21 protein-coding genes are annotated in these 26754 nt (G+C 70.7%); 13 read left to right on the top strand and 8 right to left on the bottom strand.

From position 1 onward, the window contains the following. The first annotated feature begins 144 nt into the window (after positions 1–144). The 6 genes from V2J52_RS11450 to V2J52_RS11425 are packed head-to-tail and all read left to right on the top strand — an operon-like array spanning position 145 to position 5821. Positions 145–2979, top strand: a complete 2835-nt coding sequence (locus V2J52_RS11450; protein WP_331227845.1) for a DUF4040 family protein — start codon at positions 145–147, stop codon at positions 2977–2979. After that, on the top strand, positions 2976–3284 hold the full coding sequence (locus V2J52_RS11445) for a sodium:proton antiporter (RefSeq protein ID WP_331227844.1): 309 nt from the start codon (positions 2976–2978) through the stop codon (positions 3282–3284). Before V2J52_RS11450 ends, V2J52_RS11445 begins: the two co-directional genes overlap by 4 nt. After that, positions 3281–4822, top strand: coding sequence for a monovalent cation/H+ antiporter subunit D family protein (locus tag V2J52_RS11440; RefSeq protein ID WP_331227843.1), 1542 nt, complete (start codon positions 3281–3283; stop codon positions 4820–4822). The genes V2J52_RS11445 and V2J52_RS11440 overlap by 4 nt, the downstream gene beginning before the upstream one ends. After that, positions 4822–5214, top strand: a complete 393-nt coding sequence (locus tag V2J52_RS11435) for a Na+/H+ antiporter subunit E (RefSeq protein WP_331227842.1) — start codon at positions 4822–4824, stop codon at positions 5212–5214. Before V2J52_RS11440 ends, V2J52_RS11435 begins: the two co-directional genes overlap by 1 nt. Next, positions 5211–5468: an MrpF/PhaF family protein gene (locus tag V2J52_RS11430; protein ID WP_331227841.1), complete on the top strand. Its 258-nt coding sequence runs from the start codon at positions 5211–5213 to the stop codon at positions 5466–5468. Before V2J52_RS11435 ends, V2J52_RS11430 begins: the two co-directional genes overlap by 4 nt. Next, the gene (locus V2J52_RS11425; RefSeq protein WP_331227840.1) at positions 5465–5821 is read left to right on the top strand and encodes a cation:proton antiporter; all 357 of its coding nucleotides are present in this window, start codon (positions 5465–5467) and stop codon (positions 5819–5821) included. The genes V2J52_RS11430 and V2J52_RS11425 overlap by 4 nt, the downstream gene beginning before the upstream one ends. A 375-nt stretch (positions 5822–6196) precedes the next feature. Here V2J52_RS11425 and V2J52_RS11420 read toward each other — a convergent pair whose 3' ends face one another. The 5 genes from V2J52_RS11420 to larE all read right to left on the bottom strand — a co-directional run bounded on the left by V2J52_RS11420 (position 6197) and on the right by larE (position 11028). Beyond that, positions 6197–7507 (bottom strand): TRAP transporter large permease, encoded by a 1311-nt coding sequence (locus tag V2J52_RS11420; RefSeq protein ID WP_331227839.1) that lies wholly within the window; start codon positions 7505–7507, stop codon positions 6197–6199. 1 nt (position 7508) lies between these two features. Next, positions 7509–8129, bottom strand: a complete 621-nt coding sequence (locus V2J52_RS11415) for a TRAP transporter small permease (protein ID WP_331227838.1) — start codon at positions 8127–8129, stop codon at positions 7509–7511. Positions 8130–8170: 41 nt separating this feature from the next. Then, on the bottom strand, positions 8171–9193 hold the full coding sequence (locus tag V2J52_RS11410; protein WP_331227837.1) for a TRAP transporter substrate-binding protein: 1023 nt from the start codon (positions 9191–9193) through the stop codon (positions 8171–8173). A gap of 280 nt (positions 9194–9473) precedes the next feature. Further along, the gene (gene larB, locus V2J52_RS11405; protein WP_434056421.1) at positions 9474–10157 is read right to left on the bottom strand and encodes a nickel pincer cofactor biosynthesis protein LarB; all 684 of its coding nucleotides are present in this window, start codon (positions 10155–10157) and stop codon (positions 9474–9476) included. Further along, on the bottom strand, positions 10150–11028 hold the full coding sequence (larE, locus tag V2J52_RS11400) for an ATP-dependent sacrificial sulfur transferase LarE (protein ID WP_331227836.1): 879 nt from the start codon (positions 11026–11028) through the stop codon (positions 10150–10152). The genes larB and larE overlap by 8 nt, the downstream gene beginning before the upstream one ends. A 118-nt stretch (positions 11029–11146) precedes the next feature. On the opposite strand from larE, the gene V2J52_RS11395 reads away from it, so the two are divergent. The 3 genes from V2J52_RS11395 to V2J52_RS11385 all read left to right on the top strand — a co-directional run bounded on the left by V2J52_RS11395 (position 11147) and on the right by V2J52_RS11385 (position 16717). After that, positions 11147–12175: a LacI family DNA-binding transcriptional regulator gene (locus tag V2J52_RS11395; RefSeq protein WP_331227835.1), complete on the top strand. Its 1029-nt coding sequence runs from the start codon at positions 11147–11149 to the stop codon at positions 12173–12175. 92 nt (positions 12176–12267) lie between these two features. Further along, positions 12268–13716 carry an NADP-dependent phosphogluconate dehydrogenase gene (gene gnd / locus V2J52_RS11390; protein ID WP_331227834.1) on the top strand — a complete coding sequence of 483 codons (1449 nt, stop codon included), beginning with the start codon at positions 12268–12270 and terminating at the stop codon, positions 13714–13716. A gap of 409 nt (positions 13717–14125) precedes the next feature. Next, positions 14126–16717, top strand: coding sequence for a glycoside hydrolase family 3 protein (locus V2J52_RS11385; RefSeq protein ID WP_331227833.1), 2592 nt, complete (start codon positions 14126–14128; stop codon positions 16715–16717). 31 nt (positions 16718–16748) lie between these two features. On the opposite strand, the gene V2J52_RS11380 is transcribed toward V2J52_RS11385, so the two are convergent. Both V2J52_RS11380 and V2J52_RS11375 read right to left on the bottom strand, forming a co-directional pair. Continuing rightward, positions 16749–16976, bottom strand: a complete 228-nt coding sequence (locus V2J52_RS11380; protein ID WP_331227832.1) for a hypothetical protein — start codon at positions 16974–16976, stop codon at positions 16749–16751. A gap of 255 nt (positions 16977–17231) precedes the next feature. After that, positions 17232–18551 (bottom strand): nickel-dependent putative hexonate epimerase, encoded by a 1320-nt coding sequence (locus V2J52_RS11375; protein WP_331227831.1) that lies wholly within the window; start codon positions 18549–18551, stop codon positions 17232–17234. Positions 18552–18693: 142 nt separating this feature from the next. On the opposite strand from V2J52_RS11375, the gene uxaC reads away from it, so the two are divergent. The 3 genes from uxaC to V2J52_RS11360 are packed head-to-tail and all read left to right on the top strand — an operon-like array spanning position 18694 to position 23031. After that, positions 18694–20127: a glucuronate isomerase gene (gene uxaC / locus V2J52_RS11370; protein WP_491062121.1), complete on the top strand. Its 1434-nt coding sequence runs from the start codon at positions 18694–18696 to the stop codon at positions 20125–20127. Further along, entirely contained in the window at positions 20124–21509 is a 1386-nt protein-coding gene (locus V2J52_RS11365; RefSeq protein WP_331227829.1) for a mannitol dehydrogenase family protein, read from the top strand. The genes uxaC and V2J52_RS11365 overlap by 4 nt, the downstream gene beginning before the upstream one ends. A gap of 4 nt (positions 21510–21513) precedes the next feature. Next, positions 21514–23031 carry a gluconokinase gene (locus V2J52_RS11360; protein ID WP_331227828.1) on the top strand — a complete coding sequence of 506 codons (1518 nt, stop codon included), beginning with the start codon at positions 21514–21516 and terminating at the stop codon, positions 23029–23031. Positions 23032–23160: 129 nt separating this feature from the next. Here the strand turns inward: V2J52_RS11360 and V2J52_RS11355 are convergent, their stop codons facing one another. Next, complete coding sequence (locus V2J52_RS11355) at positions 23161–24636, bottom strand: glutamate-cysteine ligase family protein (protein WP_331227827.1); 1476 nt, start codon at positions 24634–24636, stop codon at positions 23161–23163. A gap of 137 nt (positions 24637–24773) precedes the next feature. Here V2J52_RS11355 and V2J52_RS11350 point away from each other — a divergent pair, with 137 nt between their 5' ends. Beyond that, positions 24774–26708: a metallophosphoesterase family protein gene (locus tag V2J52_RS11350; RefSeq protein WP_331227826.1), complete on the top strand. Its 1935-nt coding sequence runs from the start codon at positions 24774–24776 to the stop codon at positions 26706–26708. The last annotated feature ends 46 nt before the right edge of the window (positions 26709–26754 follow it).

The raw sequence follows: 26754 nt of genomic DNA, 5'->3' as shown, positions 1-26754 counted from the left end.
CCAGTGACCCGACCGCACGCGCTGGAGGGTCCCAGGTTCGCCGGGTCCTCGCCTGCCAGCAGTGTCTGCTGACGCATCGCACGAGCCGTGTGAGGGCGCGAGATCCTGCCGAAACCCTTGTCCTGGCTGTGAGACGATCCCCCAATGCTCCTTCTGCTCCTCGGCGGTCTCACGGCTGCGGCGTTCCTGACGCCCGTCCTTGACCGGCTCCTGGGGCGGGCCGCCGGATGGGTCCTCGCGGGCGCGTTCGTCGCGATGCTGGTGCCGGTGCTCGCTGCCGGCGGTCCCATCCTGGCCGGCGGGGAGACGCTGGAGCAGGTGGTGGCGTGGATGCCGGAGATCGGTGTCGAGCTGCACCTGCGGATGGACGGCATCGCCTGGTTGTTCACCGTGCTCGTCCTCGGTATCGGTGCGCTCGTGCTCGCCTACGCGGCCAAGTACTTCCCGCCAGGGCGTCGCACCGGCTTCTACTTCCTCATCACCGCCTTCGCGATGTCGATGCAGGGGCTGGTGCTCGCGGACGACATCGTCATGATGTTCGTCTTCTGGGAGCTCACGACGATCTGCTCGTTCTTCCTCATCGGCATCACCGGCATCACCGCGACCAGGCCCGCGGTGCGCACCTACATCGTCACCGCGCTCGGCGGTCTGGCGCTGCTGGCCGCGGTGATCATGCTCGTCATGCGCACGGGCACGACCACGCTCAGCGTCATCTTGGCGGACTCCTCCTGGCGACAGGACGGGACCTTCCTGACCATCGTGGTCGTGCTCGTGATCGTGGCGGTGTTCACCAAGTCGGCGCAGTTCCCCTTCCACTACTGGTTGCCGGACGCCATGGCCGCCAGCACGCCGGTGAGCACCTACCTCCACGCTGCCACCATGGTCAAGGCCGGTATCTACCTGGCGATGCGGTTCTCGCCGGCGTTCGCCGACGTGGCGGTGTGGAACGCGGCCCTCGTCACCGCCGGCCTGCTGACGGCGGTGATCGGCGCGGTCTTCGCGCTGCAGCGCAACGACCTCAAGGAGCTGCTGGCGTACTCCACGGTCAGCCAGCTCGGCCTCATTGTCGCGGCGATCGGCGTCGGCACCCCCGGAGCGCTGGCAGCCGCGGCCGTGCACACCCTCGCGCACGCGATGTTCAAGGCAGCGCTGTTCATGCTCGTCGGGGCGATCGACCACACCACCGGCACCCGGGACATCCGGCAGCTGTCGGGCCTCCGGCGCGCCATGCCGGTGACCGCCGTGCTCACGCTCATCGCCGCACTGTCGATGGCCGGGATCCCGCCGCTGTTCGGCTTCGTGGGCAAGGAGGGCCTGTTCGCGGCCTATCTCGAGCTGCCAGGCAGTGCCGGGGGTATCGCCGCGGCCGTGGCCGTGCTCGCCTCGGTCGGTACCTTCGCCTACTCGTTCCGGATCGTCCGCGGCGCCTTCGGCGGCCCGGCCGGTGAGCGCGGCGCCCGCGAGCCGCTGATCCTCCTGCTGCCGCCTGCGGTCGCGGCGGTCGGTGGCGTCGTCGCGGTCACCGTCCTCAGCCGGCTGGACCCGCTCATCAGCCGTACCGTGCTGGACACCCTCGGGGTGGTCCACGAGCCGCACCTGGCACTGTGGCACGGCCTCAACCTCCCGCTGCTGCTCTCGGCGGTGGTGATCGCGGTCGGCATCGTGCTGGCCCGCGGCCACCGAACCGTCGAGCTGGTCCTGCGACGCAAGCTGTTCCCGGTACCGGGAACCGTCGTGTTCGACACCCTCCACGGCAGCATCGTCGCCTCCGGCCGACGGATCGGTGACCTCACCCGGACGCACTCGCTCGCGCCGTTCCTCGGCACGACGGTGGTCGTCCTCATCGGCTTCGCGGCCGCGCAGGTCATCGCCGCGCCCGAGCTGCCGGACTATCCCGCGGACGTCACACACCCGCTCGACTGGCTGCTCGTCGGGCTGCTTCTCGTGTCCGTCGGCGCGGCCGTGGTCGTCCGGTCCCGGCTCGCGGCACTCTCGCTGGTGGGCATCGCCGGCTTCACGGTGGCGATGTGGTTCCAGCTGGTCGGCGGGGTCGACCTCGTGCTCACCCAGCTGATGGTCGAGATCCTCACCGTCGTCGTGGCCGTCCTCGTGCTCCGCCGGCTGCCGCGCCGCTTCCTGCCCATCCCGCGCCGCCGCAAGGGGTGGACCGGTCTCATCGCGATCGCCGCCGGGGCCAGCGCCGCCATCGGCGTCTACGCCCTCACCGGCCGTCGCGAGCGCTCGCCGGCGTCCGACTACTTCATGACCGAGACCGTCAACGACACCGGCGGCAGCAACGTCGTCAACGTCATCCTGGTCGACTACCGGGCGCTGGACACGCTCGGCGAGCTCACGGTGCTCGGCGTGGCGGGTCTGATCATGATCGCGGTGATCCGAGCCAACGGGCTGGCTGCCTTCTGGCGGGTGCCGGGCATCTCGCGCTACGCCCGGAACATCGTCCACGTCGCGCGTGACAACGTCATCGTCATGAGCACCGCGGCACGCCTTCTCGTGCCGGTCATCCTGCTGTGGTCGGTCTACCTGCTGTTCACCGGCCACCAGCGACCGGGCGGCGGGTTCATCGCCGCGCTCGTCGGCAGCGCCGCTGCGGCGCTGCACTACCTCACGGCGGCGCGTGACCAGGAGGGGCGGCTACGGATATCGCCGGTCGCCCTCATCGCCGCCGGCATCGCGACCGGCGCCGGCGCCGGGCTGCTCGGCTTCTTCCAGGGCTCGTTCCTCCACCCGCTCCACTTCGAGATCCCCTTCCCGTGGGGCGGCTACGACTTCACGACGGCGCTGGTGTTCGACATCGGCGTCTACCTCGCCGTCGTCGGCGTCATCCTGGTCGCGCTGCGCGAGCTCGGCAGCGACGCGGCCGGGCACGACGAGCCGAGCGAGGACGACGAGGCGCCCGTCGAGGACGGCGACGCCGGCACGGACGCCCCACTGGTCGACGAGATGGCAGGTGGACGATGACCCTCGCACTGAGTATCGGCATCCTCGTCGCCGGCGCGGTCTACCTCATGCTGCAGCGTGGCCTGGTCCGGGTGGTGCTCGGCTTCATGCTCCTGGGCCACGCCGCCAACCTTCTCCTGCTGTCGGCCGGAGTGACCGCGACGCGTGACATCCCCTTCATCGGGGAGACCGCGGCCGCGGCTGCGGCTGACCCGCTGCCGCAGGCCTTCGTGCTCACGTCGATCGTCATCAGCTTCTCCATCACCGTGTACATGCTGACCCTCGCCGTCACCGACCGCGACGACGACACCGAGGAAGACTCGTGAGCGCATCCCTCCTGCCGCTGTTCCTGGCCGTGCCGCTGATGGCGGCCGCCGTGATGGCCGTCGTGCCGAACCGCGTCTGGCGAGCCGTCGTGCTGCTCGCCACCCCGGCGGCCGGCCTCGTCGGCGGCGCGCTGCTGGTGTGGGAGACGAGTGACGGGACGGTGCTTGCCCACAACGTGGGACTGTGGCCGACCGGCATAGCCATCCCGTTCGCGGTGGACACGCTCAGCGCTCTCATGCTCACCGCGACCTCGCTCCTCGTCCTCGTGAGCGCGTGGTTCGCGATCGCCACCCGCGAGGATCTCGCGCCGTTCTTCCCTTCCCTGGTCGCGGTGCTGACCGCCGGTGTCTACGGCGCGCTGCTCACCGCGGACATCTTCAACCTCTTCGTCTTCATCGAGGTCATGCTGCTGCCGTCCTACGGCCTGATCGCGATGACCGGCGGCTGGCGCCGGATGAAGGCCGGGCGCCTCTACGTGACCGTCAACCTCCTGACGTCCACGGTCTACCTGGCAGGCGTCGGGCTGGTCTACGGGGTCGCCGGCACCGTGCACCTCGGCGAGCTGGCAGCGGTGGCGCGCGAGAACGAGCTGGTCGCCGCGGCGGGCGGGGTGATGCTCCTCGCGCTGTCCATCAAGGCCGCGGTCGTGCCGGTCCACGGCTGGCTCACCCGCACCTACCCGGACACGTCGCCGGCGGTGACGGCGCTGTTCTCCGGGTTGCACACCAAGGTCGCGATCTACGCGATCTACCGCATCTACGCCACGATGTTCGACGGCGACCCGACCTACCTGTGGATCGGCGTCGCGGTGTTCTCCGCCACCATGCTCATCGGTGTGCTCGGCGCGGTGGGGGAGTCCACCAGCAGGTCGATCCTGGTGTTCCACATGGTCAGCCAGATCGGCTACATCCTGCTCGGCGTCGCGCTGTTCACCCAGCTCGGGCTCACCGCCGGCATCTTCTACCTGATCCACCACATGATCGTGAAGGCGTCGCTGTTCCTGTCGACCGGGGCGGTGGAGCACACCTACGGCACCAGCGAGCTGAGCAAGATCGCCGGGGTGGCACGTCGTCAGCCGCTCGTCGGGTTCGCCTTCATCGGCGCGGCGCTGTCGCTCGCCGGGATGCCGCCGTTCTCCGGGTTCGTGGCGAAGCTGTCACTGCTCATGGGGATGGCCGAGGCCCGCGAGTGGGTGGCATTCGCCATCGCCATCGTCGTCAGCCTCATCACGCTGATGTCGATGCTGAAGATCTGGGCGGGTCCGTTCTGGGGCGGCAACGTGCCGAGCTCAGCGGGCGACATCACCGGCGCCACCTCCGCCAGCTCCGCCAGCTCCGGCAGCTCCGGCAGCTCCGGCAGCTCGACGGTGATCGCCCCGATCCGGGTACGCACCGCACTCATCGCCCCGGCGCTCGTGCTCACCGGGGTGACCCTCTTCCTCGGGCTCGCCGGGCAGAGCCTGCTCGCGCTCAGCGGTCAGGCGGCCGCAGGGCTGCTGGACCTCACCGCGTACCTCGAGGCGGTGAACGGGCTGTGATGCGGTACGTCCGGTGGCTGGGCCACGCGCTGTGGTTCACTCCCTACTTCCTGTTCGAGATCGTCAAGGCCAACGTCACCGTCGGCGCCGACATCATCACGCCCGGCACCCGGATGTCGGCCGGCTTCATCGAGATCCCGCTGCGCTGCCGGACCCCGTTCGAGATCATGATGATCGCCAACATGATCACCCTGACGCCCGGGACGGTGACCGTCGCCGTCGACGCCGAGTCGCCCACCGTCTGGGTGCACTCGCTGTACATCACCACACCCGACGATTTCCGGGCGGACGTGCACGCGATGGAGCAACGTCTCCTGGCGGCTACCCGGCTCGACGGCGCGCCGTCCAAGATCCCGCAGGTCGGCGCTTGGAAGAGGGTGACCAACCGATGACAGTTGTCTATGTCGTCCTGGCAGTCTTCGTGCTGGCGATGCTCCCGGCGGCCTACCGGATGGTCGTGGGACCGGAGCCGGCGGACCGAGCGGTGGCGGCCGACCTCGTCTTCTACGGCTTCGTCGCGATCGTCATCCTCATCGGTGTGGTCCGCGGCAGCGACGTCGTCATCACCATCGCGGTGGTGGCGACGATCGTCGGTTTCCTCGCGGCACTCTCGCTGGCGCGTCTGATCACCGGAGGCAAACGATGAACCTCGACACGGTCGGTGACGTGCTGTTCGTGCTCGGCGCCGTGGTGTTCGCCGTCGGTGCGCTGGGTCTGGTACGGATGCCCGACTTCTACGGCCGGCTCAGCGCCGTCGGGCTGTCCGGAGGGCTGGCGATCATCCTCGTCCTCCTCGGCGTCCTCGCCTACTTCCCCAGCTGGGGTAACGCACTGCTCGTGGCCCTGGCCATCGTCATCCAGCTGACGACCGCAGGTGTCGGCGGCGGCGCGATGGCGCGAGCGGCCTACCTGACCGACGTCGCGCGAAGCCCCCGGACGCACTGGGACGAGCTGGCCACCGCCGAGCTGCCCGACGACGACCCGCGCACCCAGCTCTGAGAACCGCGCCGGCCGCCAGGTGGCCGGAGCGGTGAGCGCGGTGAGCCGTGAGCGGGTGCCTTCATCGACCTGCGACGGGCGGAGCAGCCCGGTGGCCGCCGGCAGCAGCCACCGCGAGAGCCGCGTGATGACGACGGCGGGGCTGATCATGGCCCATCGGCCGGGCAGGCGGTAGCGGCCGACGTCCGGTCGCCACGACGACGGGCAGGGCCGTCGTGAGGCCGCAGGGCAGGCACCGTCCGGCGTTGTCCACCCGATCGCCGGCGCGGCGAGCGCGGTGAGCCAGGAGCGGGGCCGGGCAGCACGGCAGCCGGGCAGCAAAGAAGGGGCGCCTGGACGGATGTCCGTCCAGACGCCCCTTCCGCGTAACTACTGCTAGCCGAGCAGTCCCATGGCCGTCGGCAGCCACAGCGAGAGCTGCGGGATGAAGACGACGAGGAACAGCGTCGCGATGATCGCGATGAGGAACGGCCACAGCCGGCCGATGACCGGCTCGATCCGCAGCCTGGCGACTCTCGCGCCGACGAACAGCACGTTGCCGACAGGCGGGGTGATCACCCCGACCGACAGGTTCATGACGATCATCGCACCGAAGTGCACCGGGTCGACCCCGAGCTCGGTGACGATCGGGAGGAAGATCGGTACGAAGATGAGGATGGCCGGTGTCGGGTCCATGAACGTCCCGACGATCAGCAGCACGACCATCATGATGAGCAGCACGACCGTCTTGCTCTCGGTGGCACCGAGAATCGCGTCGGAGATGACGTCCGGGATCCGGGCGAAGGACATGACGAAGGACAGCGCCGTGGAGACCGCCACGAGGAGCATGACGATCGCGGTGGTGCGACCGGCGTCGATGAAGATGCCGGGCATCTCCTTCATCTTGATCGAGCGGTAGGCCGCCGACAGCACGAGGCAGTAGACGACGGCGACGGAGGCCGACTCGGTCGCGGTGAAGAAGCCGCCGAGGATACCGCCGACGACGATGACGATCATCAGCAGCGACGGCACCGCGCGCCAGATGACCAGCAGCGCCTGCGAGAAGGTCACGCGGTCCTTGGACTTGAGGCGGCCGGGCTGCTTTCGGGCGTAGAGGTAGACGACGATCATGCAGGCGAGGGCCCACATGAGGCCCGGGACCGCCCCGGCCATGAACAGCGCCGCGATCGACGTGCTGGAGACCAGCGAGTACACGATGAAGGTGTTCGACGGCGGGATGAGCATCCCGGACGGCGCGGAGGCGACGTTCACGGCGGCGGTGAACTTGCGGTCGTAGCCCTCGTTGGCCATCCGTGGGTTCATCACGGTGCCGACGGCTGCGGCGGCGGCGACGGCCGCCCCGGAGACGGCGCCGAACAGCGCGTTGGCGACGATGTTGGTCTGCGCCAGCGAGGCCGGCATCCGGCCGGTGAGGACCTTGGCGGCGTCGACGAGCCGGCCGGCGATACCACCGTTGTTCATGATGACGCCGGCAAGCACGAACAGCGGGATGGCCAGCAGCGGGAAGGAGTTGATCCCGGTGAACATCCGCTGCGCGGTGATGAGCACCGCCTCTTCCATCCCGAGCAGCGGGATCGCGGCGAGGAGGGAGGAGACGCCGATGACGACGGCGATGGGCATCGACAGGACGATGCCGATGATGACGCCGAACAGCAGGATGAGCCCAGCAAGCGTTGCGGGATCCATGTCAGGCCTCCTTGCCGGTGTCGGTGGGGCCCTCGGGGGACGCGGCGCTCGGCGACGTGGTGTCGTCGGCGTCGGGCAGCACGAGGCTCTGGTCGGTGTACTTGGCCATCTGCAGGTCCGGGCTGTCCTCGTCGCTGTTGTCCGCGTAGGGCGCGACGACGCCGCGGGCGAGGCCCTGGATGTAGAACAGCGAGTAGAACGCCATGAGGATGCCGGAGATCGGCAGCGCGAGGTACATCTGGCCGAAGGTGAACGGCAGTGCGCTCAGCTCCTGGTTCCACGCGTTCTGCGACGCCCGCCAGCCGCCCCACACGAGCACGACGATGGCGAAGGCGAGCACGATGACCTGCACGAGGATCGCGATGACCCGCTCCCCGCGGGCGGGGAGCTTGCGGGCGACGTACTCGACGGCGATGTGCCCTCGCTCCCCGAACACGAACGCCGAGGCGAACAGGCCGAGCCAGACGAAGGTCAGCCGTGCCCCCTCATCGGTCCATGTTGCCGGGGTGCCGATGACCTGGCGGCTGAAGATCTGCCACACGACGATGACGACGAGCAGCGCGAACAGCACCACGGTGATCCAGTAGAGGGCCTTGTCCAGGCCCTTCTTGACTGTTTCCACGGTTGACCTCCCTTCCTGGTTGTCTGGCTCGGCCTGTCAGATCACTCTGCGGCGGCGCGGGCGGCGTCGTACAGGGCCTGCTGGCTCTCGTTGGTGATGAACTCGTCAGCGAGCGCGACCAGCGGCTCGGTGAAGGCGGCGTCGTCGACCTCGGAGAAGGTCGCGCCCCCGGCCTCGGCACCCTCGATGGCCTCCTGGGTGGCGTCCGCCCACAGCTGGGTGTGCTCCTCGTGGGCAGCGGTCCAGCCCTCGTCGAACGCGGCGCGGTCCTCGTCACTCATCTCGGCGAGGACGTCGGAGTTGATGATCAGGTAGTCGAGGCCCACGAGGTGGTTGGTGTAGGACCAGTACGGGGCGACCTCGTAGTGGCGCTGGGTGAAGTACGAGACCTCGTTGTTCTCGGCGGCGTCGACGACACCGGACTGCAGACCGGTGTAGAGCTCGCCGTAGGCCATCGGGGTGGCGGAGGCGCCCAGCGCCTCGGCGATCGCGATGTTCAGCGGGGACTCCTGGACACGGAGCTTCTGGCCGTTGAGGTCGGCCGGGGTCGTGATCGCACCGTCCTTGGTGTAGACGCTGCGGGCACCCTGGGTGAAGCCACCGAGCACGGTGATGCTCTCGGACTCCTCGAGCGACGTGTAGAGGTCCCCCACGATCTCCTCGTCGTGGATGACGCTCATCTGGTGGTCGACGTCGTCGAACACCTTCGGGAGGTTGAAGACGGTGAAGTCGGAGTTGAGGTTCTCCAGCTGCGGGCCGGAGACGATCGCCATGTCGACCGAGCCGTCGGAGACCAGCTGCATCGCCTCAGCCTGCGCGCCGAGGGTCTCGTTCGGGAAGACGTCGATGCCCCACCCGTCGGTGTTCTCCTCGAGGTAGGTGTTGAAGTTGTCCAGCGCGATGTAGGAGGGGTGCTCCTCGGTCTGGTTGAGCGCCAGACGCATCGTCTTGCCCGAGGCGTCGCCGCTACCGCCGCCGTTGTCGCCGTCGCCCCCGCAGGCGGCCAGGAGAAGAGTCGCCGCCGCGACGCTCGAGATGACGATCGTGCTCTTCTTGGTACTCATGTTGCGATCCATTCTTCATGTGGGGCGCCGTGCAGGGGGGCAGGGCGTGGGTGGTGCCTGGGACCGCGTCGCGTGTGCGAGGCGGATCCGTCGATGGTCGTGAACCCCGAGCGACGAGCTGGGAACCTCATCGTCCTGGGATCACTGTCACGGAGCAGCGGTCGCGATGGCATCGGTCGCAGGTGCTGGTCCTCTTGGCATTGATTCAGCCAGATAGAGCGCTGCGTCACGTACTGGTTGCCACAAGTTGCCATCGCGCGCGGGTGCCGCCGGGCCGGGTTCACGGCGCGGCGATCTGGGCGGCGAGGTGGCCGGCCCCGTAGCCGTTGTCGATGTTGACCACGGCGACGCCGGGAGCGCAGGCGTTGAGCATCGACAGCAGCGGTGCGAGCCCACCGAAGGCGGCGCCGTAGCCGACCGACGTCGGGACCGCCACCACCGGCGCGGCGACGAGGCCGGCGACGACGCTGGCGAGCGCGCCGTCCATCCCGGCCGCGACGACGATCGCCCGGCTGCGCCGCAGCAGCTCCAGCTGGCCGAGCACCCGGTGCAGCCCGGCGACGCCGACGTCGACGACGAGCTCGGTCTGCCGCCCGAGATGATGGGCGGTGAGCTGCGCCTCCAGCGCCACGGGCAGGTCGGAGGTGCCGGCGCTGAGCACCGTCACCAGGCCACCGGTCGTCGGGGGCGGTGCAGGCGGCCAGGCGAGCAGCCGGGCCTCGGGGTAGTGCTGCGCGTCGGGAAGCGCGGCGAGCACGGCGGCGGCGTGGTCGTCGTCGGCCCGGGTGAACAGCATCGGCGAGCCGGCGACGGCGACCTGGGCGGCGATGGCCGCCACCTGGGCGACGGTCTTCGGCTCGCAGAGCACCGCCTCGGGGTACCCGCGGCGGCGGGTGCGGTCGTCGTCGAGACGGACCTGCTCGATCTCGGGGCCCGGGGTCCAGGGCTGCGTGCCGTCAGCCACGGCCGGCCGCCGAGACGAGGGGCATGGTGAACGCGCCGGACTGGATCCCGCGCATGTCGAGCGCGGCGAACCGGAACCCGGCGGCGGCGACGACCCCGTGGACGGCGTCGTGCTGCTCGGCGGCCATGACGATCTCCGCGGTCGGCACCTCGATCCGGGCGATCTCGCCGTGGTGACGCACCCGGCAGTCGGAGAAGCCGAGCCGGCGCAGGCCGGCCTCGGCCTCGTTCACCTGCCGGAGCTTTTCCGGGGTGACCTCCTGGAAGTGCGGGATGCGCGACGCGAGGCAGGGGGCCGCCGGCTTCTCCGCGACGTCGAGCCCGAAGCCGCGGGCCACCTCACGCACCATCGCCTTGGTCATGCCGGCCACGGCCATCGGGCGCAGCACCTCGTGGTTCGTGGCGGCCTGGCTGCCGGGGCGGTCCGGCCGCTGCGCGTCGTCGGCGTTCTCGCCGTAGGCGACAGCCACGAGACCGAGCTCGGTGACCACCTCGTCGGAGATCCGGGAGAACAGCTCGTCCTTGCAGTGGAAGCACCGGTCGGGGCCGTTGGCGCGGTAGGCGGGGTTGTCACCCTCGTGCGTCTCGACCTCCACCACGCGGACGCCGATGCTGGCGGCGGTGGCGTGGGCCGCGGCGCGCTCGTCGGTGGCCAGGCTGGGGGAGATACCGAGGATGGCGACGACGTCCTCGCTGCCGAGCTCGGCGACCGCGAGGGCGAGCAGCGTCGCGGAGTCGACGCCGCCGGAGTACGCCACCCCGAGCGGCGCATGGTCGCGCAGCTGCTCCCGGACGTGGCGGGCCGCCTCGGCCGACGCCTTTCCCCGGACCGCGGGCAGCGGGAGGTCGGTCGTGGTCGGCTGGCTCGTCATGGTGGGTCCTTCAGCTCGGTGCGTCGCGACTGACGCGTCGTGACCGACATCGTCGGTTCCTACTGCCAACGAATGGCAACTTGTTGCCATTGCTTGTCGCCGACCATAACGTGACGCCATGGACAGCGAGCCGGTGCAGACGCCGCGAGCGGTGACGATCTACGACGTCGCGCTCGCGGCGGGCGTCTCTCCGTCGACAGTCTCTCGCGCGTTGGCCCGCCCGGGAAGGGTCAGCGCAGCGACCGCCGCCAAGGTCCGGGCCGCCGCGGCGACCCTCGGCTACCAGCGTGCCTCGACGGCGCCGGCCCTCGCGACGGTGCCCTCGCGGCTCATCGCGATGATCGTCGCCGACATCGGCAACCCGGTGTTCGTCGACATCATCCGCGGCGCCGAGGAGGCCACCGACGCAGCCGGCTACACCATGGTGCTCGTCGACGCCCGGGAGAGCGACGTGCGCGAGCGCACCGCCGCCGAGCAGTTCCTGCCCGCCGTCGACGGCCTCATCCTCACCAGCCCCCGGCTGGCGGACTCGGGCATCCGGGTGCTCGCCAAGCAGCGGCCGGTCGTCGTGCTCAACCGGGTGGTGCGCGGCCTGCCGAGCGTCCTCACCGACGCCGCGCGCGGCGTGCGGCGGGCGGCCGAGCACCTCGGGCAGCTCGGGCACCGTGAGGTCACCTACCTCAGCGGTCCGGAGGCGTCGTGGACCGACGGGGTGCGCTGGCGCAGCCTGGAGGAGGCGGGCATCGAGCTGGAGCTGCGCACCCGGCGGGTCGGCCCCCACGAGCCGACGACGGCCGGTGGCGAGCAGGCGGCGCGGGCCTGGGCACGCAACCCCACGACCGGCGTCGTGGCCTTCAACGACGTCATGGCCATCGGCTTCATCCGCGGCCTGCGGGCGCTGGGGGTCGAGGTGCCGCGCGACGTCAGCGTCGTCGGCTTCGACAACAGCCGCACCGGCGCGCTGACCCGACCGGCACTCACCTCGGTGGCGTCGCCGCTGTCGCTCCAGGGCAGCACCGCGGTGCGCAACCTCATGGCGATCATCGGCGGGGCGATGTCCTCCCAGCAGCCGGTGGTGCTGCCGGTCAAGCTGGTGCCGCGCGCCTCGACGAGCCGGGCCCGCACCGGCCGGCTCACGCTCATGTGATGGTCGCCGCCGTCGACCGCGACCGACCGCCGCCATACTGGACGCAGCACCTCACGATTTTCCGCAATGATCGCGTACGAAAGGAACTGGACATGAGTGACCACGAGGCGACTGCTACCGCGCAGATCGGCGTCATCGGGCTGGCTGTGATGGGGAGCAACCTCGCACGGAACCTCGCTCGCCACGGGTACGGAGTTGCGCTGTACAACCGCACCACCGCCAAGACCGACGAGGTCATGGCGGCCCACGGCGACGAGGGCGCCTTCGTGCCGAGCGCGACGCTCGAGGAGTTCGTCGCGAGCCTCGAGCGGCCGCGCAAGATGATCATCATGGTCAAGGCTGGCGGTCCGACCGACGCCGTCATCGAGTCCCTCATCCCGCTGCTGGAGGAAGGGGACATCGTCGTCGACGGCGGCAACGCCCACTACGAGGACACCCGCCGCCGGGAGGCGGCCCTGCGCGACGTCGGGCTCCACTTCGTCGGCGCCGGCATCTCCGGCGGCGAGGAGGGCGCGCTCAACGGCCCCAGCATCATGCCCGGCGGCCCGGCGGAGTCCTACGAGACCCTCGGCCCGATCCTCGAGAAGATCTCCGCGAAGTACGAGGGCGAGCCCTGCTGCGTGCACATCGGCCCCGACGGCGCCGGCCACTTCGTCAAGATGGTGCACAACGGCATCGAGTACGCCGACATGCAGTTCATCGCCGAGGCCTACGACATCCTGCGCTCGGCCGGTCTCCAGCCCGCCGAGCTCGCCGACATCTTCACCGAGTGGAACGAGGGCGACCTCGACTCCTACCTCATCGAGATCACCGCCGAGGTCCTGCGGCAGGTGGACGCCGAGACCGGCAAGCCGCTCGTCGACGTCATCCTCGACGCCGCTGCGCAGAAGGGCACCGGCTCCTGGACCGTGCAGATCGCCCTGGAGCTGGGCGTGCCGGTCAACACCATCGCCGAGTCGGTCTTCGCCCGCTCCACGTCCGGGCACACCGCCCTGCGCGAGGCGGCCCGCGGCGCTCTCAAGGGCCCGCACCGCGACGGCGTCGACTCCTCGCACCGCGCCGCGCTGATCGAGCAGGTGCGTCAGGCGCTGTGGTCCTCCAAGGTCGTCGCCTACGCCCAGGGTCTGGACCAGATCCGCACGGCCTCCGAGGAGTTCGGCTGGGACATCGACATCGCCGAGGTCGCCAAGATCTGGCGGGCCGGCTGCATCATCCAGGCACGCCTGCTCGAGCGCATCCGCTCGGAGTACGCGGCGCACAACCTGACGACGCTGCTCGAGGCTCCGTCGGTGTCGGCCGGACTGGCTGCCAGCCAGGACGGGTGGCGCGGCGCGATCGCCCACGCGATCAGCAACGGCATCCCGGCACCGGGCTTCTCGGCGGCGCTGGCCTACTACGACACGGTGCGCGCCGAGCGTCTGCCCGCAGCCCTCGTCCAGGGGCAGCGCGACTTCTTCGGCGCGCACACCTACCAGCGCACCGACAAGGCCGGCACCTTCCACACCGAGTGGTCCGGCGACCGCAGCGAGACCGAGAGCTGATCTCGCTGATCCCTCCGCGCTGCCGCTGGCGCCCCGCTAGCCGGCGCTAGCGCACCCCTAGCGCCCGGAACGGGTGGGTTCCGTCAGTCCAGAACTGACGGAACCCACCCGTTCTGCATTCCCCCTGACCGCGACAGCAGACTTGTCCACGCCGCCCCCGCCACTCGCCCCCACCCCTCACCGTGACAGCAGAGTTGTCCACGGACGACGGCGTGAGAAAGGCAAGAATCCGCGGATCCCCGGTGCTCTTGGCAACACCTGGCAACTCTTCGCCGTGTTGCGTGCCTCACCGTGAGGATCAGGTCAATGACGGGTTCGGCTTCGGCCGGACCCGCCTCGCTGTGAGTTCGACGCAGCGGGAACGTCGATGACGACAGTCAACGATGACCTAAGTGAAGGGGATAGATCCATGTCCAGAAGCCCACGTAGGAGGCTTCGAGCAATCGTCGCCGGGGTGGCCGTCGCGCCGCTGACCCTCATGGTCGGGATCAGCGCCGGTACTGCCCAGGTCGGGCAGCCCGCCGCGGGGCAGCCGGAGCTCGGCGACGGACCGAAGGCACACATCACGGTCGACGAGCTGCAGTTCCGTGACCTCAACGGCAACGGTGAGCTCGACGTGTACGAGGACTGGCGCGAGTCGACCGAGGACCGGGTCGCTGACCTCGTTGGCCAGATGGAGCTCGAGGAGAAGGCCGGCCTCATGCTCATCGACACGCTCAACGCGGCGTGCGACGGAGCGGTGCCGGAGAACGCCGACAACTTCATCAACGACCAGCACATGAACCGGTTCGTCTTCCGGAACGTCGTGGCCCCGGAGGCTAACTGCCCCACTGGCGGTGGCCGGTCCGGCGCGACGATCACGCCGGCGCAGGCGGCGGAGTACACCAACGCCATCCAGGAGATGAGCGAGGCAACCCGCCTGGGTATCCCGGCGCTGTTCAAGTCCAACGCCCGCAACCACATCGACCCCGATGCCCGCGTGGGCATCAACGAGGCTGCCGGCGCCTTCACCGCCTTCCCGAAGGAGGCCGGCCTCGCTGCCGCCGCCCTCGGCGCCGAGTCGCTGACCACCGGCCAGGACCCGACGACGGGCGACATGTCCGTCATCGAGGACTTCGCGAACGTCATGGGTGACGAGTGGGCGTCCATCGGCCTGCGTGGCATGTACGGCTACATGGCCGACCTCTCCACCGAGCCGCGCTGGTACCGCACCCACGAGACCTTCACCGAGGACGCGCAGCACGCGGCCGCGATCATGGAGACCCTCGTCCAGACCCTCCAGGGCGAGGAGCTCACCGACAACGGTCTGGCACTGAGCCCCGAGACCCGCGTGGCGCTGACCCTCAAGCACTTCCCGGGCGGTGGCCCGCAGGAGCTGGGCTTCGACCCGCACTACGCCTTCGGCAAGGCTCAGGTCTACCCGACCGAGCTCTTCGAGGAGCACTTCCTGCCCTTCCAGGCGGCCATCGACGCCGGTGTCTCCTCGATCATGCCGTACTACGGCGTGCCCGTGGACGTGCCGGAGGTCGGCAACGAGACCGAGAACTACCCGGAGACCGGGTTCGCATTCTCCGACTCCATCGTCAACGGCCTGCTGCGCGACCAGCTCGGCTTCACCGGCTACGTCAACTCCGACACCGGCATCATCAATGACCGCGCCTGGGGCCTCGAGGGCAACACCGTCCCCGAGCGCGTCGCGGCCGCGATCAACGGTGGCACCGAGACGCTCTCCGGCTTCAACGAGGTCCAGGTGATCATCGACCTCGTTGAGGCAGACCTGCTTACCGTGGAGCGCATCGACGAGGCCGCCGCGCGCCTGCTCGAGCCGCTGTTCGACATGGGGCTGTTCGAGAACCCCTACGTCGACCCGGACCTCGCCACCACGACGATCGGTTCCGACGAGCACCGCGCCGTGGGTGTCGACCTGCAGCGCGAGTCCCTCGTGCTCCTGCAGAACGAGGAGACCGAGGCCGGCCCGGTGCTGCCCCTGGAGGACGGCTCGGACGTCTACATCCTCGGTGACTTCACCGAGGAGACCGTCGCCGCTCGCGGCTACGACGTCACCAACGGCAATGTCGAGGAGGGCGAGACCCGCCCGAGCGCCGAGGACAGCGACTACGTCCTCATCTCGATGACGGCCGCCGCTCGCGGCGGGGACTACGTGAGCAACAGCCCGGACTCCGGCCTCAATCCCGAGCACGGCATCAACCCGAGCATCATCGACGGCATCACCGGCCTGGACGGCGAGAGCCTCTGGGGCGCGGCGGACGTCTGCTCCATCGACGAGGACGCCAGCTGCACCGACAGCGGTCTGCGCTTCGGCGGCGCCTACCCGTGGGAGTCGAGCACGCTCGACTTCACCGGCATGCAGGCCGCCGAGTCGTGGGAGGTCATCCCCTCGCTCGACACGATCCAGCAGGTGATGAACGAGGTCGACGACCCGAGCAAGGTCGTCCTCCACGTCTACTTCCGCCAGCCCTACGTCCTTGACGTCGAGAGCGGCCTGCGGGACGCCGGTGCGATCCTCGCCGGCTTCGGCATGACCGACTCCGCGCTGCTCGACGTGCTGTCGGGTGACTACGCGCCGCAGGGCAAGATGCCCTTCGCGCTGGCCGGCACCCCGGAGGCGATCATCCAGCAGGCTCCCGACGCCCCGGGCTACGACGACACCGACGACGGCGCCCTCTACCCGTTCGGCTTCGGCCTGACCTACGAGGACGACGTCGAGGAGCCCACCGCGGAGCCCACGACCGAGGAGCCCACCACGGAGGAGCCGACGACGACGGAGCCCACCATCCCGGGCGATGACGGCGACGGCGACGACAACGGCGCCACCGACCCGACCGACGACGGCTCGGACGACGCCGCCGCTCCGGGTGGCTCGCTGCCCTCGACCGGTGCCGAGATCGGCAGCTGGGTCGCCCTGGCTGTCGTGGCACTGCTCGCGCTCGGTGGAGCCTTCGTGGCCATCCGTCGCCGAGCGATGACGAACGCGGCCTGAGCACTCCCGCTCGACCGACACTGACCTGAGGTCAGGAGGGCCCGCCAGCACCCGCTGGCGGGCCCTTCGTCACCCCGCCAGCCGACTTGTCCTCGACAGCGGGATTGTCCCCGACAGCCGACTTGTCCGCGACAGCGGGATTGTCCCCGACAGCCGACTTGTCCGCGACAGCCGACTTGTCCGCGAGAGCAGGATTGTCCGCGACAGCCGACTTGTCCGCGAGAGCAGGATTGCCCACGAGAGTTGCGGCGGTCCGCACCCACTGGTGACGTCGTGGTGGGGGCCACTCTCAGCCGTCGAACGAATGGCCCAGGCGTGCGGACAATCCAGCTGTCGGTGACAATCCAGCTGTCGGTGACAATCCAGCTGTCGGTGACAAGTCGGCTGTCGGTGACAAGTCGGCTGTCGGCGACGATCCTGCTGTGGGTGACAAGTCTGCTGTCGGTGACAAGTCTGCTGTGGGTGACAATCCAGCTGTCGGTGACAAGTCGGCTGTCGCGGACGAGTTTGGGGGTTAGGGCTGGTGGCGTTCGTGGGTGGCGCGCTGGTCGAGCTTCTCCTTGGTCGACCACAGGCCGGCGGACGGGGTGGAGATGTAGAAGACCTCCTCGCCGTCGGGCATGGTGTTCCAGCCGTCCTTCATCACGGCGGGGTCGTAGCGGCGCAGCGCCTCGTCGACGTCCATGTACTGGTAGCCGACCGACTCGATGTCCTCGCGGCTCAGGTGCCCCGGGGCGTAGGTGATGGTGAACCGGCCTTCGGCCGAGCCGTGCGGCAGGTGTGCCGTCCCGTGCGGGATGTCCTGCATGTCGGCCTCGGTCTGGAACAGCCGCAGCGCCTCGGCCTGGGAGATGTAGCCGTACTTGCGGATGAGGTCGTCGACCTCCTGCTGCTCGCCGAAGCGCTCGACACCCGGAGCGATGACCAGCAGCTCACCGCCGTCGGCGATCGCCATCCGGGTGCGGTAGACCGCCTTGTTGGCCACCCAGGTGGCGCGGAACTCGTCGGCCTGCATGACGGCGACCATCTTCTTCACCGGCTCGTCGAACTCGGTGAAGTTCTGCTCCCGCGAGGCACGAGCGGCGTCGAAGTACGTCTCGAGGTCGTCCCCGACGTAGACGCCGGTGTGGGCCAGCTTGCCGTCGTCGTCGTAGTCCATGACGACCTGCAGGTAGACGTCGGGCAGGTGACCGAGGAAATGGTCCTCGGCGTAGTTGAAGCAGGCCCGCACCGGGGTCAGCAGGTTGCCGAGGTTGTTCTCGATGCCGTAGACCGCCGAGGCCATGTGCGAGGCGCCGAGCAGCCGCTTGCCGCCCAGGCCGATGAAGTAGTTCTTGTTGTGGTTGGCGAAGCCGAGCACCTCGTGCGGCACGACGTGCCCGACGTTGATGATCAGGTCCCACTGCTCGGTGACGAGCATGGTGTTGAGGTCGACCGGCATCTCCCAGTCCACCGCCCCGCCGGTCTGCTCACGGACGAACTCCGCCGGCACGGTGCCGACGTTCGTCACGCCGTCCTTCCAGTCGTGGGCGTGGATCCGCTCCTCGGGGATGGAGCCGAACATCCACTCGTTGTCGGCGCGGGTGTGAGGCACGTGCTGGCCCAGTGTGGGGATGACGTGCACCTCCACCCCGGCGGCGTCGAGGGTGTTGTAGAGGTACTCGGTCATCCAGCCGGTGCCGGAGTGGGCCCTCGTGAGGTCGGGCGGCAGCAGCAGCACCCGGCGGTACTCCGCGATACCGAGGCGCTCCTTGGCCTCGTCGAGGAGACGGTCACACATCGACTCGATCTGCGGCCGGGTGATGAACCGGGCCTCTTCCTTGAACCACGTCATGGCACCGACGGTAGTCGGTCGACGCCCATGATGGCGCCCTTCACCGGCGGTGCGGCCGAGATTTCCAAGAACCCGCCCGGAGCAGGTGGCAACGCATGGCAACCCGGTTGCCATGCCTTGCCGCCATCGGGACGATGAGGCAATGGCCGCCGATCCGAACCCCAGACTCTCTGTCCACCCCGACAGGCTGTTGCCTGCTCCGCCCGAGACCCGGGAGGTGGCCCGCCGGCTCTATGACAGCGTCAAGGGCCTGCCCATCATCTCGCCGCACAGCCATGTCCCGCCGCAGTGGCTGACCGAGAACCAGCCGTTCTCCGACCCCGCGAACCTGCTGCTGCAGCCCGACCACTATGTCCTGCGGATGCTCCACGCCAACGGTGCGTCGCTGAGCGACCTCGGCCGGGGCCCGAACGGCCCGGTCCAGCTCGACGAGGCCGGCGCGCGAAAGGCGTGGCGGATCCTCTGCGAGAACTACTACCTGTTCCGCGGCACCCCGGTGAAGTACTGGTTCGACACCACCTTCGCCGACGTCTTCGGTATCACCGAGGTGCCCAGCGCCGCCACCTCGGACGCCATCTACGACCAGATCGCCGAGGCGCTCACCCGCCCCGAGTTCCGTCCCCGGGCACTGTTCGACAGCTTCGGCATCGAGATCCTCGCGACCACCGACGACCCGCTGGACGACCTCGCCCCGCACCAGGCGCTCGCCGCCGACCCGACGTTCACCGGCCGGGTGCTGCCGACCTTCCGGCCGGACCGCTTCTTCGAGCTCGCCCGAGCGGACTGGCCGACGCTGGCCGGCCAGCTCGGCGAGGTCGCCGGTGTCGACACCGGCTCCTACGCCGGCTACATCACCGCCCTGGAGAACCGCCGCCGGTACTTCAAGGACAACGGCGGCGTCTCCACCGACCACTCCCACCTCGACGCCGGCACCGAGCCGCTCGAGGAGTCCGAGGCGGCCCGCATCTACGACGCCGCGCTGCGCGGCGAGGCGAGCACCGCCGAGACCGTCGCGTTCCGCCGCCACATGATGAGCGAGACCGCGCGGATGGCCTGCGACGACGGGCTGGTGATGACGCTGCACCACGGCGTCCACCGCAACCACGACCCGCAGAACTTCGCCGACTTCGGCGCGGACGCCGGCTCGGACATCCCGGTGGGTGTGGAGTTCACCAAGGCACTGCAGCCGCTGCTCGGCCGGTACGGGAACCACCCGAACCTCAACCTCGTCGTCTTCACCATCGACGAGACGGTGTTCTCCCGCGAGCTCGCCCCGATGGCCGGCTTCTACAGCTCGATGTACGTCGGCGTCCCGTGGTGGTTCATCGACGCACCCGAGGCGATCCGCCGGTTCCGCGGCGCGGTCACCGAGACCGCCGGCTTCTACCGGACGTCGGGGTTCATCGACGACACCCGCGCGTTCCTGTCCATCCCCACCCGCCACGACATGTCACGCCGGCTCGACGCCGGCTATCTCGCCCAGCTCGTCGTCGAGCACCGGCTGAACGAGGACGAGGCGATGGCTGTCGCCCACGACCTCGTGGCAACGATCCCCAAGAAGGTGTTCAAGCTGTGACCGAACGACTCTCCCGCCGCCCCGACCAGCAGCCTGCGCCGGTACGCATCGTCCACCTCGGCCTGGGCAACTTCTTCCGCGCCCACCAGGCCTGGTACACCGCCAACGCGCCCGACGCCGCGGAGTGGGGGATCGCCGCCTTCACCGGCCGGCGCCCCGACGCCGCCCGGGCGCTCGCCCCGCAGGACGGCCTGTACACGCTCATCGTGCGACAGGCCGACGGCGACGACCTCCAGGTCATCCCCTCGGTCAGCGCGGTGCACACCGCCAGCGACCACCTCGCCTACCTCGACTACCTGCGCGACAGTGATGTCGCGATCATCACCATGACGGTCACCGAGGCCGGCTACCTGCGCGGCGCCGACGGCGGGCTCGACCTGGCGAACGCCGACGTCGTCGCCGATGTCGCGACGCTCCAGGACGACGTCACCGGGGCGGTCACCACGACCCCCGGCCGGCTCGTCGCCGGGCTGCTGGCCCGCCAGGCCGCCGAGGCCGGCCCGATCACGCTGCTGTCGTGCGACAACCTGCCGGGCAACGGCGCCGTCGTCGAGCGCGTGGTCCGTGACCTCGCGGCCGAGATCGCCCCCGACCTGCTGCCGTGGATCGACGAGAACGTCGACTTCGCCACCTCGATGGTCGACCGCATCACGCCGGCCGCCACCGACGCCGACCGCGAGACCGTCCGGGAGCAGCTGGGCGTCGAGGACGCCTCCCCGGTGGTGACCGAGCCGTTCAGCGAGTGGGTGGTCAGCGGCACGTTCCCCGCCGGCCGTCCCCGCTGGGAGGACGCCGGGGTGTCGCTGGTCGACGAGGTCGAGGCCTACGAGCAGCGCAAGCTGCTGCTGCTCAACGGCGCCCACTCGCTCATGGCGTACGCCGCGACCATCGTGGGTCACGAGACCGTCGTCGAGGCGATGAACGACCCGCGCTGCCGCGGCTGGGTCGAGGAGCTGTGGGACGACGCCGCGCCGAACCTCCAGGTCCCGGCGGACGACGTCGTGGCCTACCGCGCCGCACTGACCGAGCGCTTCGAGAACCCGCGGATGCGCGACGTGCTGTCGCGGATCGCGGCGGACGGCTCGCAGAAGATCCCGGTCCGGATCGTCCCGGTCGTCAAGGGCGAGCGCGCCGCCGGGCGGCTGCCGTCCGGGGCCGCGCGTGCGCTGGCTGCCTGGATCGGGCACCTGCGCGGGCTGGGCGCCCCGGTGAACGACGTCGCGGGGGAGAGCTGGCAGGAGACTGCTGCCGGTGAGCTGGCCGACGCCGTCGTCGCGGTGCTCGAGCGCCTCGGCATCGGCGGCGACGCGGAGCTGACCGCCGCCGTCGTCGACGACCTGACGATGCTGACCAGCGGCGCCGACGCGAAGTCGGCACACTGAGCCCATGAGTCTCATCATCGGCCTTGACGTGGGCACCACGACGACCAAAGCGGTCGTCGTGGACCCCGAGTCCAGCTGGCGCCTCTCCGCGTTCCGGGAGTACCGGCTCAGCGAGCCGCAGCCGCGGTGGCAGGTCCAGGACCCCGCCATGGTGCTGCGCGCCGTCGACGAGGCGCTCGCTGAGGCGGTCGCCGGCTGCCAGGGCCGGGAGGTCGGCGTCATCGGCGTCGGCTCGGCCATGCACGGCCTGGTGGGGCTGGACGAGGACCTGCGGCCGCTGACCGACATCATCACCTGGGCCGACACCCGGGGCCACGCCGAGGCCCGCGGGCTGCGCCAGGCCGGTCGGGCGCGCGAGCTGCTGCGGCTGTCGGGCACCCCGGTCCACCCGATGAGCCCGCTGGTCAAGCTCATGTGGTTCGCCCGGCACGACCGGGAGACCGCCGCCCGGGTGCGTCACTGGGTGGGGCTCAAGGACCTCGTGCTGCTGCACCTCACCGGCAGGCTCGTCACCGAGCTGTCGACGGCGTCGGCCTCCGGGCTGCTCGACGTCCACGCCCGGGACTGGGCGCCGTCGTCGCTCGAGCTGGCGGGGATCTCCCGCGAGCAGCTGCCCGACGTGCTGCCGACGACGGCGCTGCTCGACCTCTCGCCCGCGGCGGGTGCCCGGATCGGGCTGCCGGCCGGCACCCCGGTCAACGTCGGGGCGACCGACGGGCCGCTCGGCAACCTCGGCACCGGCGCCATCGAGCCCGGCGTCGCGGGGCTGTCGATGGGCACCAGCGGCGCGGTCCGCATCGCGGTGCCCGAGCCGCGGTTCGCCGAGAGCGGCGCACTGTTCTGCTACGCGCTGACCGACGACACCTGGGTGGTCGGCGGCGCGATGAGCAACGGCGGGGTCGTCATGCGGTGGGCCGGTGACGTGTACGCCGCCGACCTGCCAGCCGGCCCGGAGCGCGACCCGCTCGTACTGGCGCTGGCCGCGCAGGCCCCGGTGGGCAGCGACGGCCTGGTCATGCTGCCCTACCTGCTGGGGGAGCGGGCCCCGCTGTGGGACCCGGACCTCACCGGCGCCTACCTCGGGGTGCGCAGCGCGCACGGCCGCGAGCACTTCCTGCGGGCGGCGCTCGAGGGCGTCTGCCGGCAGATGGCCGACATCGTCGACGTGCTCGACGGCGTCGCGCCGGTGTCGCAGGTGCGCGTCACCGGCGGGGCGTTCCGCTCCGAGCTGTGGCGCGAGGTCATGGCCGCGTCACTGGGCCGGCCGGTCGTGCCGACCGACGACGCCGAGGGCTCCGCGCTCGGCTCCGCGGTGCTGGCGATGCTCGCCACCGGCCAGGCGGACTCGCTCACGGCCGGGCTGGCGGCGCTCGCCCCGCCGGGCGGGGTCGACGACCCGATCGTGGTCAGCGACGCCGACGTGGCCACCTACACCGAGCTGCGGGGCCGCACCTCCGGCCTGCTGAACGCCTACGGCGAGCTGCAAGAGTTCCTCGACACCCTGAGCGCCACCCGCAGCTGACCCCACCCCCGCGCCCCGTCTTGGGCCGAGATCTGGTATCTCGGCGCTGGGGGACGACGAAACGTCCGGTCTCGGTATGAGATACCAGATCTGGGCGGGGCTGGTGGGGCTGGCGGGCGGGGCGGGTGATCAGGGGACGTCCCAGGTGTGGACCGGCTCGCCGGAGTGCATCGCGTGGACGTACTCGGCGAGCATGAGGCGCAGCGCCTCCTCGCGGTCGCTGCCGCGGGCCTGGAGACCGCGCACGGCGGCCACCTGCCAGGTGGCGCCGTTGCGCTGCAGCCGGGCGCGGGCCTCGATGATGTCGAGGTAGCGCCCCGCCACCCGGGAGTCGACGCCGAGCCGCTCGAGCCCGCGCGAGGCCAGCGGCAGCAGCCGCCGCAGCACGAGCTCGTCGGCCGGCACCTCGCCCATGCCCGGCCAGTAGAAGGTGGTCGTGATGCCATCGCGGGCGGCGTTCTCGAAGTTCTCCCGGGCGGCGTCGAATGACATCCGCGACCACAACGGCCGCTCGTCGGTGACGAGCTCGACGATCGCGCCGTAGAAGAATGCCGCGTTGGCGAGGGTGTCGACGACGCTCGGCCCCGCGGGGAGCACCCGGTTCTCCACCCGCAGGTGCGGCCGGCCGTCCTGGACGTCGTAGATCGGCCGGTTCCACCGGTAGATGGTGCCGTTGTGCAGCCGGAGCTCGGCGAGCGACGGCGTGCCGCCGGCGGCGAGCACCTCGGCCGGGTCCTCCTCGGAGCTCACCGGCAGCAGCGCCGGGAAGTAGTGCACGTTCTCCTCGAACAGGTCGAAGATCGAGGTGATCCACCGGTCGCCGAAGAACACCCGGGGCCGCACCCCCTGGTTGCGCAGCTCGGGGGAGCGGGTGTCGGTGGACTGCAGGAAGGCCTCGATGCGGGTCTCGGCCTGCAGGTGGTGGCCGAACAGGAACGGGGAGTTCGCGCCGAGCGCCAGCTGCGGGCCGGCAAGCAGCTGCGCGGCGTTCCAGTAGGCCGCGTAGCGCTCCGGGGTCACCTGCAGGTGGAACTGCGTGGACGTGCAGGCGGCCTCGGCGGCGATGGAGTCCACGGTGAGCGACAGCGGCTCGGCGCCGCCGATGCTCAACGTGATGTCCTCCCGACGCGAGCTCATGACGGCGTCGTCCAAGGCACGGTACCGGTCGCTGTCGCTGAACCAGGCACGGTCCTCGGGCGGTACCGGCAGCGTCGGCAGCGTCCCGATCATCACCAGCTCGGCGCCGGCGTCACCGGCCCGGTCGCGGGCGCGGTTGAGGTTCTTGCGCAGCGCGGCCTCGAGCTGCTGCAGCGACTGGCCGTCGATGCGCCGGGGCTCGACGTTGAGCTCGATGGTGAACTTGCCGAGCTCGGTGGTGTACAGCGGGTCGTCGATCCGCTCGAGCACGGTGGCGTTGTCGAGGAAGGGCCGCATCTCGCTGTCGGCGAGGTTGAGCTCGATCTCCAGGCCGGTGCGCCACTCGTCCTCGACGAACACCCCGGTCTCGAGCATGTGCTCCAGCGTGTCGAGGCACTGCTGGACCTTGGCGCGGTAGCGCGCATGGTCCGCCCGGCTGAAGGCGGTACCCGAGATCTCTTCGCCCATCGGCCTGCTCCTGGGTCTGGTCCGCGCGAACGCTGTCGGTCCGAGCGAACCACATCGGCGCGGTCCTGGCGCGCGAACGCCGGTCCGCCCTGTGTCTGCGGCAGCGGCCGCCACCTCGGTCGGCGACAATGGCGGTGATGTCGACGCACGATGAGCCCACCGATCCGCCACCGCCGAGGCGCCGCGTGCCGTGGCGCCGTTGGGGCTGGTGGCACCGCCAGACGACGACGACGCGGCGCGTGGTGCGCACGAGCCTGGCAGGGGCCGTCACGCTGCTCGTCGCCGTCGGGTTCGGGCTGTTCACGGCGTCGGCGGACTCCTCGCTCGGTCCCCACCGGGCGCACTACTCGGTGACCCCGCAGCACGAGGTCGTCATCGACCTCGGCCCGCTGGGCTCGGTGCTGCTCGACTCCCCGCTGCCGTGGCCGCTCGGCGTGTCGGTGGTCGTCGAGGAGATCCCGGTCGAGCTGACGGCGGTGCCGACCAGCCCGGTCACGGGTCTCGCCGGGGACTTCGCCGCCTACGCGCAGGTCGCCTCCCAGCCCGAGGCCGCGATCGCCGAGGCCGCCACCATGCTCGTGCGCGACGCGGTCGGGCGCGCCGCCGTCGCCTGGTCGGTCCTGCTGCTTCTCATCTCGGTGGGCCGGTTCGCCTCCCGGGGACTGCTGCGCAGCGAGATCACTACCGCGGCCCGCCGGCCGGGTGTGCTGCCGCTGGCGGGCGCCCTCGTCGTCAGCCTGGTGGCGATGCCGGTCGCCGAGGTCGTGCGCGACCGGCCACCGACGGGCACGACGATCAGCTCGCTGGCCGGCACGCCGCTCGCCGACCTGCGCATGACGGGCCGGATGGCCCAGCTCATCGACACCTACGGCGGCTACCTCGTCGACGCCTACGACGAGAACGAGGCGTTCTACGGCGAGGTGCGGGCGAACCTGGCGGCGGCCTACGACACGGACCGTGCCCCGCTGCGTCCGCCGTCGATCCCGATCGTCAGCCCGGCGCCCGTCGACACCGAGGCGGCATCGGCCGATGCCGAGGAGCCGCCCGCGGACGGCGAGACCGCGCCTGAGACGCCGACCGACGCGCCGGGCCAGCCCGACGACGACGACCAAGCCGCCGACGCCGACGCCGCCGATGCCCAGGCCGCCGCCGACGCCCAAGCCGAGGCCGACGGCGACGACGCACCCCGGGCGGATGCCGCCGACGCCGTCACCCCGGCCGCGCCGGCGCGCAGCGAGCCGGTGACGCTGCTGGTGGTGAGCGACCTGCACTGCAACGTCGGCATGGCGTCGGTGATCGCCGACGCCGCCCGGCTCAGCGGCGCGAGCGCGGTGCTCGACGGCGGCGACACCGTGATGAGCGGGACGTCGGTGGAGTCCTACTGCGTCAACGCCTTCGCCGGCGCGCTGCCGGACGACCTCCCGCTCGTGGTGTCGACCGGCAACCACGACTCGGTCGTCACCGCCGACCAGATGGCCGACGCCGGCTACACCGTCCTCTCCGGGGACCCGGTGGAGGTCGCCGGGGTCCGGATCCTCGGTGACACCGACCCCACGCTCACCGCGATCGGCGAGGGCACCCAGTCCGAGCGCGACGAGACGATCCCCGAGCTCGGCAGCCGGCTGGCCGACCGCGCCTGCCGCGCCGTGGAGGACGACGACCCGATCGACATCCTGCTGGTGCACAACCCGCGCGCCGCCGAGCCGACTGCTGCCGCCGGGTGCGCCGGGCTGACGGTGTCGGGGCACTGGCACCGGCGGCTGGGACCGGAGGTCGCCGACCTCGGCGTGCGGTACGTCAGCGCGAGCAGCGGTGGCGCCGCCGGCGGGCTGACCGTCGGCCCGCTCAACGGCGCCGCCGAGCTGACCGTGCTGCGCTACGACGTCGGGCGCGGTGAGCCGATGGACTACCGGGTGATCACCGTGGACACCGCCGGCGACGTGACGCTGGGGCGCTGGTACCGCGTCCCGACGCCGCAGCCGGAGCCCGATCCGACGCCGGCCACCGGCGACACGTCCGGGCGCGCGCCCGCCGGCACCCCGCCGGCGGTCCATAATGGCCGTCCACGATAGAGGCCGGGCGACCGGGTCGCGCGCCGCGGCGCCGTCCGACGCCGAG

The organism is Georgenia sunbinii, assembly GCF_036421875.1.
In the GTDB taxonomy this organism is placed as follows: Bacteria; Actinomycetota; Actinomycetes; order Actinomycetales; family Actinomycetaceae; genus Georgenia_B; species Georgenia_B sunbinii.
Note: the sequence above shows the minus strand (reverse complement) of the source record. Positions and strands in the feature narration are given on the sequence as shown.